At 66.2% G+C, this 12,742-nt stretch carries 14 protein-coding genes; 8 read left to right on the top strand and 6 right to left on the bottom strand.

Annotation, left to right across the window (positions count from 1 at the left end):
• The first annotated feature begins 155 nt into the window (after nucleotides 1–155).
• Entirely contained in the window at nucleotides 156–1,013 is an 858-nt protein-coding gene (locus CUREI_RS05070) for a uroporphyrinogen decarboxylase/cobalamine-independent methonine synthase family protein (protein WP_038611163.1), read from the top strand.
• Here the strand turns inward: CUREI_RS05070 and CUREI_RS05075 are convergent.
• The gene (locus CUREI_RS05075) at nucleotides 1,010–1,684 is read right to left on the bottom strand and encodes a 3'-5' exonuclease (RefSeq protein WP_038611166.1); all 675 of its coding nucleotides are present in this window, start codon (nucleotides 1,682–1,684) and stop codon (nucleotides 1,010–1,012) included. The genes CUREI_RS05070 and CUREI_RS05075 overlap by 4 nt on opposite strands.
• Nucleotides 1,685–1,754: 70 nt before the next feature.
• Here CUREI_RS05075 and ligA point away from each other — a divergent pair, with 70 nt between their 5' ends.
• Nucleotides 1,755–3,779: an NAD-dependent DNA ligase LigA gene (gene ligA, locus CUREI_RS05080; RefSeq protein WP_038614023.1), complete on the top strand. Its 2,025-nt coding sequence runs from the start codon at nucleotides 1,755–1,757 to the stop codon at nucleotides 3,777–3,779.
• Nucleotides 3,780–3,875: 96 nt separating this feature from the next.
• Here the strand turns inward: ligA and CUREI_RS05085 are convergent, their stop codons facing one another.
• Nucleotides 3,876–4,541: an ACT domain-containing protein gene (locus tag CUREI_RS05085; RefSeq protein WP_038611169.1), complete on the bottom strand. Its 666-nt coding sequence runs from the start codon at nucleotides 4,539–4,541 to the stop codon at nucleotides 3,876–3,878.
• 101 nt (nucleotides 4,542–4,642) lie between these two features.
• On the opposite strand from CUREI_RS05085, the gene gatC reads away from it, so the two are divergent.
• Genes gatC through CUREI_RS05105 form a run of 4 tightly spaced genes read left to right on the top strand, consistent with a single transcriptional unit; the run spans nucleotide 4,643 to nucleotide 8,757 of the window.
• Nucleotides 4,643–4,942: an Asp-tRNA(Asn)/Glu-tRNA(Gln) amidotransferase subunit GatC gene (gene gatC / locus CUREI_RS05090; RefSeq protein WP_038611172.1), complete on the top strand. Its 300-nt coding sequence runs from the start codon at nucleotides 4,643–4,645 to the stop codon at nucleotides 4,940–4,942.
• 6 nt (nucleotides 4,943–4,948) lie between these two features.
• Nucleotides 4,949–6,430, top strand: a complete 1,482-nt coding sequence (gatA, locus tag CUREI_RS05095; RefSeq protein ID WP_038611175.1) for an Asp-tRNA(Asn)/Glu-tRNA(Gln) amidotransferase subunit GatA — start codon at nucleotides 4,949–4,951, stop codon at nucleotides 6,428–6,430.
• A complete protein-coding gene (locus CUREI_RS05100) occupies nucleotides 6,405–7,715 on the top strand; it encodes an MFS transporter (protein WP_269077750.1) in 1,311 nt (436 codons plus the stop codon). Before gatA ends, CUREI_RS05100 begins: the two co-directional genes overlap by 26 nt.
• 10 nt (nucleotides 7,716–7,725) lie before the next feature.
• A complete protein-coding gene (locus tag CUREI_RS05105) occupies nucleotides 7,726–8,757 on the top strand; it encodes an ATP-dependent 6-phosphofructokinase (RefSeq protein ID WP_038611178.1) in 1,032 nt (343 codons plus the stop codon).
• On the opposite strand, the gene CUREI_RS11600 is transcribed toward CUREI_RS05105, so the two are convergent.
• A complete protein-coding gene (locus CUREI_RS11600) occupies nucleotides 8,754–9,602 on the bottom strand; it encodes a PrsW family glutamic-type intramembrane protease (protein ID WP_051952217.1) in 849 nt (282 codons plus the stop codon). The two genes, CUREI_RS05105 and CUREI_RS11600, sit on opposite strands and share 4 nt — an antisense overlap.
• Nucleotides 9,599–9,988 (bottom strand): hypothetical protein, encoded by a 390-nt coding sequence (locus tag CUREI_RS05115; protein ID WP_038611181.1) that lies wholly within the window; start codon nucleotides 9,986–9,988, stop codon nucleotides 9,599–9,601. Before CUREI_RS05115 ends, CUREI_RS11600 begins: the two co-directional genes overlap by 4 nt.
• 204 nt (nucleotides 9,989–10,192) lie before the next feature.
• On the opposite strand from CUREI_RS05115, the gene CUREI_RS05120 reads away from it, so the two are divergent.
• On the top strand, nucleotides 10,193–10,708 hold the full coding sequence (locus CUREI_RS05120; RefSeq protein WP_038611184.1) for a mismatch-specific DNA-glycosylase: 516 nt from the start codon (nucleotides 10,193–10,195) through the stop codon (nucleotides 10,706–10,708).
• Here the strand turns inward: CUREI_RS05120 and CUREI_RS05125 are convergent.
• Nucleotides 10,675–11,496 (bottom strand): PrsW family glutamic-type intramembrane protease, encoded by an 822-nt coding sequence (locus CUREI_RS05125; RefSeq protein ID WP_038611187.1) that lies wholly within the window; start codon nucleotides 11,494–11,496, stop codon nucleotides 10,675–10,677. The two genes, CUREI_RS05120 and CUREI_RS05125, sit on opposite strands and share 34 nt — an antisense overlap.
• A complete protein-coding gene (locus tag CUREI_RS05130) occupies nucleotides 11,496–11,963 on the bottom strand; it encodes a hypothetical protein (protein WP_144242414.1) in 468 nt (155 codons plus the stop codon). Before CUREI_RS05130 ends, CUREI_RS05125 begins: the two co-directional genes overlap by 1 nt.
• Before the next feature lie 432 nt (nucleotides 11,964–12,395).
• On the opposite strand from CUREI_RS05130, the gene CUREI_RS12615 reads away from it, so the two are divergent.
• Entirely contained in the window at nucleotides 12,396–12,740 is a 345-nt protein-coding gene (locus tag CUREI_RS12615) for a GNAT family N-acetyltransferase (RefSeq protein WP_069202889.1), read from the top strand.
• The last annotated feature ends 2 nt before the right edge of the window (nucleotides 12,741–12,742 follow it).

Consider the following 12,742-nt stretch of genomic DNA (forward strand, 5'->3'; position numbering starts at 1 on the left):
AAACCTCGTTAGTTACACCTCGTTTATCGCGGAAAATTGTCGACTAACGAGGTGCAACTAACGAGGTTTGGCCGGCAGCGCCGGGTGAGCGCCGGGTGAGCGCCGGGTGAGCGCCGCGCGGGGACACAGGCGTGCCACCGCGTAACATCAGCGCGGTGACAACACTTCCACCAACCGCGTTCGGCCTCGGGGCCCTGCCCGGCACCGACTTCGCGCAGGCCGCGGACGTGGTGCTGTCGGAGTCGCCCCTGCCGCACGTCCCGCAGCTGCCAGATCGCGGCGTCGGCTCGGACCTGATCGGCCGCACCGCCGCCATGTTGGAGATTCCCGTCGCGCGCGGACCCCGCGGTTGGCGCGTGGCGGCCCGGGCGAGTAAGGACGCTGACCGCATGGAGCGCGACCTCGACCAGCTCGAGGAACTCTGGCACGGCAAAACCGACACGGTCAAGGTGCAGCTGGCCGGCCCGTTCACGCTCGCCGCCGAGATCGAGATGTCCAACGGCCACCGCATGATCACCGACCCCGGCGCGCTGCGCGATCTCACGGACGCGCTGCTCGAGGTGAGTGTGGCGCACCGGAGGGACGTCGAGAAGCGGTTCGGCGCGAGCGTGCTGCAGTTGGACGAGCCGCGACTGCCCGAGGTCGTCGCCGGCACGCTGAAAGGCGCCACTGACTTTGAGACCATCCGGGCGATTCCGGAGCCGGAGGAGACGCTCGCCCGCTTCAGCGAGCACCTGCTGCATACGCCGACGCTTCTCAACGTCCCATGGTTCACCACCGACCCGCGCACCGCCGACAAAGACGCGCTGGCCCGGCTGTTGGATGGTGGGGCGCGCATCGCGATCCCGGCCATGCAGCCGCGCGAACTGTACAACGTCTTCGACCAGCTGCAGATCGACCCGGCGGCGACCACTGTCGATGTCTACGCCGAGCCAGCTCCGACGTTGACGGGCACCGCGGCGAACTACCGGGCGGCCCGCGAGATGGCCGAAGATCTGGGTCCGGCGCCCTAGCCCAGCATCGGCCAGCCGGGCAGCACGTTCGATGCGTCGCGGCCCTGGGATTCGAAGTAGCGTTTCCGGTCCTCCTGCAGCTTGTAGTACTCAACGGCCTGGTATTCCATGAGCTCGCCGGCGTCCATCTCCGCGAGCTCCGGGTAGTGTTTGCGCACCTGCATCCACGCCACACGCGCGGCCGCGAAGGCGTCGGCGGTCGCCTCGTGCGCGTTGTCTAGGCGCACGCCGTAGTGCTCGCACATCGACGTCAGGTTCCGCTGACCTTTGCGGTAGCGGTCCTTGGCGCGGTCGATGAGCAGGGGATCGAATACGAGGCCGGTGACCGTGAAGTCGCCGGTGAGATGGCGCAACACCGTCAGGTCGTAGGGGGCGTTGAAGACCACCAGGGTCAGGCCGTCCTCCCAGCCCTGCTTGATCGCCTCCACGGTCTCGCGCACGACCTCGTCGTGGTCGCGCCCCTCCGCGCGAGCCCTCTCGGTGCTGATGCCGTGAACCTTGGCCGCCTCCTCGGGGATCTCCACCCCGGGGTCCGCGAGGGTCTCGGTGGCGTCGACCGCGGAGCCGTCGATACGCACGAGCGCCGAAGTGACCACGCGGGCCTCGCGCGGGTTGGCGGACGTGGTCTCCAAGTCGAAGGAGAGCATGCGGGAGGCATCGAATGTGGCCATGACGGACATTGTAATGAGCACTCCGACACGCACCCGCCGGGCGTTAAACGCGGCGCTAAACTCGGTGCGCGTGAGTGAAATTTCCGCTGATCTGCACCGCGAATGGGACGAGCTGGCCGAGGAGGTCCGCCGCCACCGGGACCTCTACTACAACGGTCAGCCGGTCATCACCGACGGCGAGTTCGACGAGTTGTTCCGCCGCCTCCAGCGACTGGAGGAGGAACACCCAGAGCTCGCCGTGCCGGATTCGCCGACGAAGGAGGTCGGCGCCCCGGCCGCCGACGACGCGTTTGCGGACGTGCGCCACCCGGAGCGCATGATGAGCCTCGACAACGTTTTCAACGAAGACGAGATGCGCGAGTGGCTGTCCAAAGCCCCGGGCCCGTATCTCACCGAGCTGAAAATCGACGGGCTTTCCATCGACCTCATCTACGAAGACGGCGAACTCACGCGCGCGGCCACGCGTGGCGACGGCACCACGGGTGAGGACATCACGGCCAACGCCCGGGTGATTGAAGACATCCCGCACCGGCTCACCGGCGACGCGCCGGCATTTCTGGAGGTCCGCGGCGAGGTGTTCATCCGGCCCGAGGATTTCCCCGAGCTCAACGAGCTGCGCCAAAAGGAAGGTGGCAAGCCCTTTGCCAACCCGCGCAACACGGCGGCGGGCGGTCTGCGGCAGAAGAACCCGGAGGACGTAAAGAAACGCAAGCTGCACATGATCTGCCACGGCATCGGCGCGCGCGAAGGGTTTACCCCGCAGACGCAGCACGAGGCGTACGAGAAGCTCGCCGAGTGGGGCTTGCCGGTGAGTGAGTACACGCGCCGGGCTGAGACCGCCGACGAGGTCATCGAGGCGGTGAATTATTGGGGTGAGCACCGCAACGACGCGATCCACGAGATGGACGGCCTGGTGGTCAAGGTGGATTCGGTGGCGCAGCAGCGTGCCCTGGGTGCGACATCGCGCGCGCCGCGCTGGGCGATCGCGTACAAGTACCCGCCGCAGGAGGTGACGACAAAGCTCAACGACATTGCCGTCTCCGTTGGGCGCACGGGCCGCGCCACGCCGTTCGCGGTGCTGGAGCCGGTGTTCGTCTCCGGCTCAACGGTGTCCATGGCCACCCTGCACAACCAGCACGAGGTCAAGCGCAAGGGTGTGATGATCGGTGACACGGTCGTGGTGCGCAAGGCCGGCGAGATCATCCCGGAGGTGCTCGGCCCGGTCGCCGATCTGCGCGACGGCACCGAGCGCGAGTTCGTCTACCCCGAGCACTGCCCCGTGTGCGGCACGAAGCTCGCCCCCGCGAAGGAGGGCGACGCCGACTGGCGCTGCCCCAACACCCGGTCGTGCCCCGCGCAACTCTCGGCGCGCCTGGAATACCTCGCCTCGCGCGGCGCCTTCGACATCGAGGCGCTGGGGGAGAAGGGTGCGGCCGATCTCATCGCCTCCGGCGTGCTGGAGGACGAGGCGTGCCTGTTCGACCTCACCGAGGACGACCTGAAAAAGTCCAGCGCCTACACCCGCAAGGACGGCCAGGTCAACGCCGCCGGCAAGAAACTGCTGGCCAACCTGGACACCGCGAAGAACGCCGAGCTGTGGCGGGTCATTGTGGCGCTTTCCATCCGCCACGTTGGCCCCACAGCGGCCCGCGCGCTGGCCTCGCGCTTCCAATCCATGCAGGCGCTTATCGACGCCCCTACGGCCGACCTCGCCGAAACCGACGGCGTCGGCCAGGTGATTGCGGAGAGCTTTAAGGATTGGTTCACGGTGGATTGGCACCAAAACATCGTGGATAGCTGGGCCGCGGCGGGGGTGACCATGGAGTCGGATGAGCAAGACCGCGCCCCGCAGACCCTGGAGGGGCTCACCGTGGTGGTCACCGGCAGCTTGGAAAGCTTCACCCGCGACGAGGTGAAGGAAGCGATCCTCTCGCGCGGCGGCAAGGCGACTGGCTCGGTGTCGAAGAAGACCGATTACGTGGTGGTCGGCGAAAACGCCGGCTCCAAGGCGGCGAAGGCGGAGGAGCTGGGCCGGCCGATCCTTACCGAGGCGCAGTTTGTGCAGCTGCTCGAGGGCGGGCCCGGCGCGCTGTGACGGATCCTTCCGGGCACTGCTAGACGACCTGGGGACAGTGACACATGTTGCCGGCGCGATGTGGAATCTGTCACCGGAGAGCAGCTGAGATGGCCCCTAGCGCAGCATCGCGCCCATGATGCAGCCGAGATCGCCGATCTCTCGCACTTCGGAGGCCAGAAAGTCCGGTCCGCCGACGCGGCCGACCACCAGCACAAGGTCGGTGCCCTGCAGGGGAGTGATCGTCAGCGCGGTGCCGAGCTGGAACCACGGCTCGGGCGCCCAGCCGTCGAAGTCGGGCTGGAGGATTCGCGCTGCGTCGATAGGCGGCATCTGCGGGCGGGTGCCGTCGTCCTCCGGCGCGGCGGGAGAGGCCGCGGCGCGCGAAAGCTCGCCGTCGGAGTTGCGCAGTACCACAGCCCACGACGAGGTCACCGCGCCAGGCATGACGCGAACCAGCTCGTCAAGCGTGTCGTTCAGTGTGCCGGTGCGCTGTGCAATCCGCGCGAGCATCTCAATCTGCCCGCGGCGGTCCACGCGGCCGGTGAACGGGCGGATGGAATCCACCTCCGCGCCGTCGACCGCTGCGACGGCGGTAATAAGGGTGTCCACCATCACGCCGGTGGGCAGGGTGACCACGATGTCGTCGGTCACGGTGCCGTCGGTAGACGTCTCCACGATATCCACGGAATTGATATCGGCGTCGACCATGCCGAAGGCCTCGGCGAGCTGGCCCAGGCTTCCGGGAACGTCCGGGAGGGAAACGCGGATGAGGTACGACATGGACTTATTTATAGCAACCGGGGGTGGTCTGGCGGTGTCACGGCGTGACGTAAGATGAGGCGCGTTCGACGCAACCCACGTGATGTGGAAGGGATGGGACTGTGGCTGAGATTTCACGCGACGAGGTGTCGCGCATCGCACGCCTGGCGCGAATCGCGCTGAAGGACGAGGAGCTGGACGACATCGCCAAGCAGCTGGAGACCATCGTGGATGCGGTGTCGAAGGTGCAGGGCGTCGACACCGAGGGTGTAACGCCTATGAGCCACCCGCACTCTATCGACGCTGGCATGCGCGAAGACGTGGAGAAGAAAACGCTGACGCAGGCTGAGGCGCTCGACCAGGCCCCGGCGGTAGAGGACGACCGGTTCGTGGTTCCGCAGATTCTCGGAGAGGGAGACTAAAGAGCAATGACGCAGTACACGATTCCGGCCGAAGGTCTCGTCGCTAAGCCAGCGCACGAGCTCGCGGCCATGATCCAGTCCGGCGAGGTCACCTCCCGCGAGGTCACGCAGGCGTTCCTCGACCGCATTGCCGAGGTGGACGGCGAGCTCGGTGCGTTTCTGCACGTCGGCGCGGACGAAGCGCTGGCGGCCGCGGACAAGGTGGACGAGCAGGTGAAAAACGGTGAGCAGCCGGCCTCCGCGCTGGCCGGTGTGCCCTTGGCCCTCAAGGACTTACTGGTCACCACCGACGCGCCGACAACGGCGGCGTCGAAGATGCTTGAGGGCTACATGAGCCCGTACGACGCCACCGCTGTGGCCAAGCTGCGCGCCGCCGGCATCCCGATTCTGGGCAAGACCAACCTGGATGAGTTTGCAATGGGCTCGTCCACCGAAAACTCGGCGTACAAGCCGACGAAGAACCCGCACGACCTCGAGCGCGTGCCCGGCGGCTCTGGCGGCGGCACCGCAGCGGCCCTGGCGGCTGGCGAGGCCCCGCTCGGCATCGGCACCGACACCGGCGGCTCCATCCGCCAGCCGGCGTCGCTGACCGGCACGGTGGGCGTGAAGCCCACCTATGGCGGGGTGTCCCGCTACGGCGTGATCGCGTGTGCGTCGTCGCTGGACCAGGTGGGCCCGTGCGCGAACACCGTGCTGGACACCGCGCTGCTGCACGAGATCATCGGCGGCCACGACGAGTTCGACGCCACCTCCGTGAACCGCGAGGTGCCGGCGTGTGCCGACGCCGCACGCGAGGGCGCCTCCGGCGACCTGCAGGGTGTGAAGATCGGCCGCGTCAAGCAGTTCGATCGCCCCGGCACCCAGGAGGGTGTCACGGAGACGATCAACGCGGCCTTCGCCCAGCTGGAGCGCCAGGGCGCGGAGATCGTCGAGGTGGATTGCCCCAGTTTCCACGACGTCATGGAGGCGTACTACATCATCCAGACGTCCGAGGTGAGCTCCAACCTCGCCCGCTTCGACGGGATGCGTTACGGCCAGCGCGTCGGCGACGACGGTACCCGCTCAGCCGAAGAGGTCATGGCCGCCACCCGCGGCGAAGGCTTCGGCGCCGAGGTCAAGCGCCGCATCATCCTGGGCACCTACGCGCTGTCCGTGGGCTACTACGACGCCTACTACCTGCAGGCGCAGCGCGTGCGCACCCTGGTCGCGCAGGACTTTGCGAAGGCATTCGAGCGTTGCGACGTCATCGCCGCCCCGGCCACTCCCACCACCGCGTTCAAGCTAGGCGACAAGGTGGACGACCCGCTGGCGATGTACAACTTCGACCTGTTCACCCTGCCGCTGAACCTGGCCGGCCTGCCCGGCATGTCGGTGCCTGCGGGTAAGGCCTCCGACACCAACCTGCCGGTGGGCCTGCAGCTGATCGCCCCGGCCTTCGAGGACGCGCGCTTGTACCGCGTGGGTGCCGCTTTTGAAGCCGGCCGTTAGCCCCTGGAATACCCTCGCAGCCCTGGCTGCGGGGTATTTTCTTGTCCTGATCGACCAGGGCTTCATGCCTGTGATCACGCCGCTGTTGCCTTTCGACGTCGGCTCCGCAGTGTGGCTGACCAGTATCTACCTGCTGTGTACGGTGGCCCCGATGCCGGCTACCGGCAAGCTTGGCGACGCCTTCGGTCAACGCCGCGTCTTCCTCATCGGTTTGGCCATCTATGTGGTTGCCCTCGTGTTGGCTGGTGCCTCCTGGTCGTTCGGCTCGCTCGTGGTTGCCCGCGGGCTGCAGGGTCTCGGCGCCGCGGTGTTCTTGCCGCAGGCGTTCGGGCTGATTCCGCGCGTGTTTGCGGAGGACAAACAGGGCCGCGCGTTCGCCGCCTGGGGCGTGATCGGCTCTGTGGCGTCCCTAATCGGGCCCGTGGTTGGTGGGGCAGTGGCAGAAACCGCTGGATGGCGCGCAGCGTTTTTCGCCCAAGCTGGGCTCGGCGCGGTCGCGCTCGTCGCCGGCTTGGTCGCGCTGCCGCGGCTGCCCCGCAGCGGCGAACGAGTGACCCTGCTGCCTGTACTGCTCTCCTTCGGCGGGCTTGGTCTACTGGTTTACGGCATCCAATTCAGGCAGTGGCCCTCAGTTCTCTTCGGCGCGTTGCTGATCGGGGTGCTGGTGCTATCCGCCCGCAACGGCACGGACGACGGGTTCCTACCCGTGGAGCTGATGCTCGACCGCTCCTTCGCGCTCGGCGCCCTGGGGGTTGCCGCGATGGGCTTCACCGTGGCGTCGATGTTCATCCCGCTGATGTACTGGTTGCAAACCGTCGCCGACGCCTCGCCCACGGCGTCAGGCGCGATCACCGCGCCCATGTCCGTGTTCGCGCTCGTGCTCACCCCGGTTGCCGGGTACCTGACCGACAGGCGCGACCCGGGAAAGCTCTGCGCCGCGGGCTTTACCATCTCCGCGGCCGGGCTCGTGCTCGCCATCGCGTTGATCCACACCGGGGCGGGCGTGTGGTGGTTTACCGCCGTGACTTCGCTGCTGGGCATCGGAGGCGCGTTCGTGTGGGCGCCCAACGCTGCGGTGACGATGCGCGGCATCCCCGAGCACGAAACCGGTGCGGCCTCCGGGCTATACAACACCGCCCGCCAGGTCGGCTCGGTGCTCGGAGTGGCCTTGGTGGGTATGGTGCTCGCCTCAGGGGCCATCGAGTCCACTGCCGGTTGGGCGATCGCGCTGCCCTTGGCTGCGATGCTGATCGGAGCGGCGTCGTCGCTTCGTCTTCGGGGGTAGCCTTGCAGGTATGCGACTTGCCACTTTGACATCCGGCGGCGACTGCCCCGGCCTCAACGCCGTCATCCGCGGCATCGTCCGCACCGCGAACAATGAGTTCGGCTCCACAGTCGTCGGGTACCGCGACGGCTGGGTGGGGTTGATGGAGGACAGGCGCATCGACCTGTACGACGACGCCTACATGGACTCCCTCCTGCTGCGCGGTGGCACCGTGCTGGGTACCGGCCGCCTGCACCCAGACAAGTTCAAAGCTGGCATCGACACTATCAAGGCCAACCTCGCGGACGCCGAGGTCGATGCACTCATCGCCATCGGCGGAGAAGGCACCCTGAAAGGCGCCAAGTGGCTCTCCGACAACGGCATTCCGGTTGTTGGCGTGCCCAAGACCATCGATAACGACGTCGCCGCCACCGACTACACGTTCGGCTTCGACACCGCGGTTTCCGTGGCCACCGACGCCATCGACCGCCTGCACACCACGGCGGAATCCCACAACCGCATCCTCATCGTGGAAGTGATGGGCCGCCATGTGGGGTGGATCGCGCTGCACGCGGGCATGGCCGGCGGCGCGCACTACACCGTGATCCCCGAAGAACCCTTCGACATCGCCGATATCTGCAAAGCGATGGAGCGTCGTTTCCAGATGGGGGAGAAGTACGGCATCATCGTCGTGGCAGAGGGCGCGGTGCCGAAAGAGGGCACGATGGACGCGGGCTTGGGCGAGGAAGACGAGTTCGGCCACACAACGTTCAACGGTATGGGCCAAATCATCGGCGACGAGGTGAAAAAGCGCCTAGGCTACGACGTGCGCACCACAGTACTCGGCCACACCCAGCGCGGCGGCACGCCCACCGCTTATGACAGGGTCTTGGCCACCCGCTACGGCGTTCACGCCGCCCGAGCCGCCCACAACGGCAAATTTGGCAGCTGCGTGGCGCTGCATGGCGAGGACATCGAGCTAGTCGCGCTGGAAGACGCTGTGTCCAAGCTCAAGACAGTTCCTCACCACCGGTACGTCACCGCGAAGGCAATGTTCACCTAGGCGACTTCGTTCCCAGCAGAACCTGCCAGTGTCCGACGGCCAATTTTGCGGCTGCGCACGTAGAACCAGATACCGCCTGCGAACACAAAGATCGATGTGGCGAAGAAACCAATAATCGGCGCGACGTCGCCCGGCAGCTCAGTCCCGGTGTTGAACACCGCGTGGGCGGCGTACCCGAACAGGTACCACCCAACCAGCTGACCGACGCGCCAGCGCATGGGCTTGTCGGTGCGGCACAGGAAATTGCCCAGACCCCAGGCGGTTAGCCCCGTGTAGAAGGCGTGCGCCCACGGGGTGGGAAGGCAACGGATGCCGGCAGCGACCAGCGAGCCCTCGAGGTCGGAATTGAGGTTTTCCAGCGCTCCCTTCAAAATGTACGTCGCGTTCTCGACCGCGGAGAATCCGAATCCCACAGCAATCGCGACAGTAACGGCCTCGACAGGACGCTGGATGCGCATCACCATGGTGCACAACACAAACACGGCGGTGAACTTCAGTAGCTCCTCCGCGGTAGGGGAGATGAGGCCGAACTGCAGGTTGCTCAACCCAAGCCGGCCCTGCAGCGACACCGCGGCGTCGTTTGCGTTGACTGCTGGCGCATACAGAGCGGCGCCGTAGAGAAACGCTGCGGTCACCCACCCCGGCATCGCATGGGCCATCTGTCCCGGATGGTTGCGCAGTGCAAGCCAGGCGATGAGCAGCCAGACGCCTGCGTGCGCAACGCTCATACCTGCGGTAGTGGAATTGAAGGGCAGGCCAGCGAGGTACGCCGCGGACCACGCCGCGCTCGTGAGAAAGAGAATGGCCGCGATTATTCGCAGCGTGAGAGCCGGTCGCTGTGTCATTTGGCACCCACCTCAAGCTCCTCTGGGGCTGCGGCGACCACGCGGTCAGCCAGTTCATCCGCGTCAGGGCCGCCGATGGTGAAGTACCGGGTAGAAGCGTCGTCGAGCACGGATACAGCAACGAAGGCGCCGTCTCCTGAGGCGCCGTTGCGTTTCACCCGCACACCGTCGCGCGGTTGCTCGATGCCGTCCAGATCAACCGAGCGGTCCAAGACCGCGGCGCGGTAGACGCGGGCAAGTGCCCTATCTTCGTCGTCAGGAGTGGACTCGGAGCGGGCCATGATGCGGGTCCCGCCGCAGTCCCAGATTCTCGAGCTCTGCGCGAACCCCGACGGGTTGTTGCACACGAGCGGGCCATCCCCGTCCGCGACGGTAACACTGCCCATTTCAACCGGATTTTCAGGAGCGGCCGATTCTTCCGACAACGCGGGCTGACTGAGTATGCGCGGAGCCACGAGGAGCACGGCTACAAGGACACAAAGGATTGTCCCGAGCACCACTGGCGCCCGGGAAACGGTGGAATCATTCATAACGACGCATACGGTACAGCGGATCCGGCAACGCCGCAGGGGACAGATACAGTCGGATGCATGCATGACCGTATCCCCGATCCTTGCCGGCTCCTCATCGTCGGCATCAACCCAGGCCGCCTCACCGAGGAGGTGGACGCGCCCTTCGCCTACCCAGGAAATCGCTTCTGGCCCGCGCTGGAGGCCGCGGGGATAACCCCGTATCGTGTGCACGCTCACCGGGGTCTTTCTGACCCGGACGCCGCCATGCTCGTGGAGCGCGGCATTGGTTTTACCAACCTGGTGAACCGGATGACGCCGCGCGCGTCCGAGCTCACCCGCGAAGAAATGGTGCAAGGAGGGCAGGTGGTGCGGGACGTCGTCGCTAAGCACCAGCCCAAGGCCGTGATGTTCGCAGGTATCGGTGCATACCGCGATGCTTACCGACGACCAAAGGCTACCCGCGGCCTCCAGCCCGAGACCCTTGCCGGGGTGCCGGTGTGGGTGGTGGGCAACCCCAGCGGGCTCAACGCGCACGAGACGGTAGCCACGCTCGCGGAGAGCTACCGCGAGGTGTGGGAGGCAACCGGTTCCTGACGGCCGATCGCACGGGAGCGGCGGTAGAGCCAGATCAGCAGCACCCACAGCAAGACCGTGATCGCGATCGAGCAGATGAGACCCGCGACACCGGGAAGCTCACGGGCGGCGTTGAACGCCCCGTGGAGCGCGGCTGCGAGGAGGAACCAGCCGGTAATCCGGGAGAAACGCCAGCCCAGCGGCTGATCGGTGCGGCACAGGAACTGCCCGAGGCCCCACGCCGCCAGCCCGGTGTACACGGCGTGCGCGAATGGGGACAAGACCATGAGCGCGATCATCGACGCGACGCCGTCGAAGTAGTCCGACTGAAGGTCGCGTACTGCCGCGATCGCCGAGTTATTCACGGTTTCCGCAATGGTGTAGCCGGCACCGACGGCCATGCCGACCACGGCGGCCTCGACGGGAGTGCGTACGGGTGCGAAAACCACGATGACAAATAGCGCGGCAAGCAGCTTGGCCGTCTCCTCCGAGAAGGAGGAGAACAGGTACGTCACGGCATCCGGTAGGTCAGCGGCGGCATTGAGATAGGCGGTGTTGACGGAGGGGATAGCTCCGCACAGGCCAACCCCAGCGAGCGCGGCGGCAGGCAGCCACCACGCCGCGGCGGGTCGCCCGGGGTGACGGCGCAATAGCAGCCACGCGATAGCGGCGACGGCAAGGGTGAACCCCGCTGCTGCAGCACCGAATATGGGCCGCCACGGCAAGGAGGCGAGCACGTAGAGGTAGCGCCCCACGCATGCGAGAATGATCAAGCTGCAGACGATCTGCATAATGCGGGTGCGTGGCATTACCGGGCCTCCTTTGCAACAAAACGGTCGACTATCTCCCGGCCAGCCGTGTGGCTCGCCGCGACGTACGCGGTGAGGTCCCCTCGCTCAGCAGCGGCGACAGACACATCATTGAGGTGCGCAACATACACACCTGGCGCCGGGTGCTCGATTTCGTCCGGGCGTATCTGCTCCCCACCGGTGGCCTGCCAGTACATACGCGCGACTGAGTCGGCCCGCTCTGCCTCGTCGGTCATGGTGTAGTCGGCGCGGATCTGGATGTATGTGTCCGCACAGTCCCAACTCCACGTGCCGGTGCCGTCGCCCAGACCATCGTCGGCGGATGTTTGGGTGCACTGCAGGGCATCGCCGTTGGCGTCGTGAAGCGTGATGCCTCCTGCTGTGACCTCCGTGGTGGCGGGCTCATCTGTTTTGGCTGCCGCCTGGGCCGCGAACGGGGCCGCCAAGATGATCGCTCCGGCGGCCACGATTCCCAGGGTCCCGGATCGGGTATTTCTGTCAGAAAAATCGGGATACTCCACTCGCGTCAGCATAAGGGCTACCTCTGACGTGTGCAGCGCGTGCCTATAAGTGCGCCATTTGATGCGACGTGGAAGGCGATGGTCACCTAGGTTTACAGCTAGGGCGCTCTCGCAGCCCGTGGTTCATCATTTCGGAGGCACCGTTGATTTTCTGCGACAACCCCACCTTGAGCAATGAGTGGGTCACTCTCGAGCCGCTTGGCCTGCAGCATGCGGAAGCCCTTGCCGACTGCGTCGGGGATCTGTCGAGCTTGTGGTACCAGGACCACATTCCGACACCGGGGGGAGTGCCCGAGTACATCGAGGCGTATCTCGCTGATCAGCATCGCGGGGCGCGCGCCGTGGGCGATTGTCGGCCCGGAAGGATCGGCGATCGGCGTGACGACATTCCTCCACCCGGATCCGACCAATCGCAACATCGAGATCGGATCGACCTGGATCGCCAAACACGCCCAGGGCGGAAAGTTCAACAAGGCGGCGAAACTGCTCCTGCTTCAGCGCGCCTTCGGGGACCTCGGCTGCCTGCGTGTAGAGATCCGCACGCACTACATGAACCGCCAGTCGCGTGCGGCTATCGAAGGACTCGGTGCGAAGCTCGATGGAGTGCTACGCCGCCACAAAATTCTCGCCAGCGGCCTCGTGCGCGACACATGCGTCTACTCCATCCTGGACATTGAATGGCCGGAGGTAAAGACCTCGCTCGAGGCCCGCCTGAACAGGTGATC

The organism is Corynebacterium ureicelerivorans, from assembly GCF_000747315.1.
Classification (GTDB): Bacteria; Actinomycetota; Actinomycetes; order Mycobacteriales; family Mycobacteriaceae; genus Corynebacterium; species Corynebacterium mucifaciens.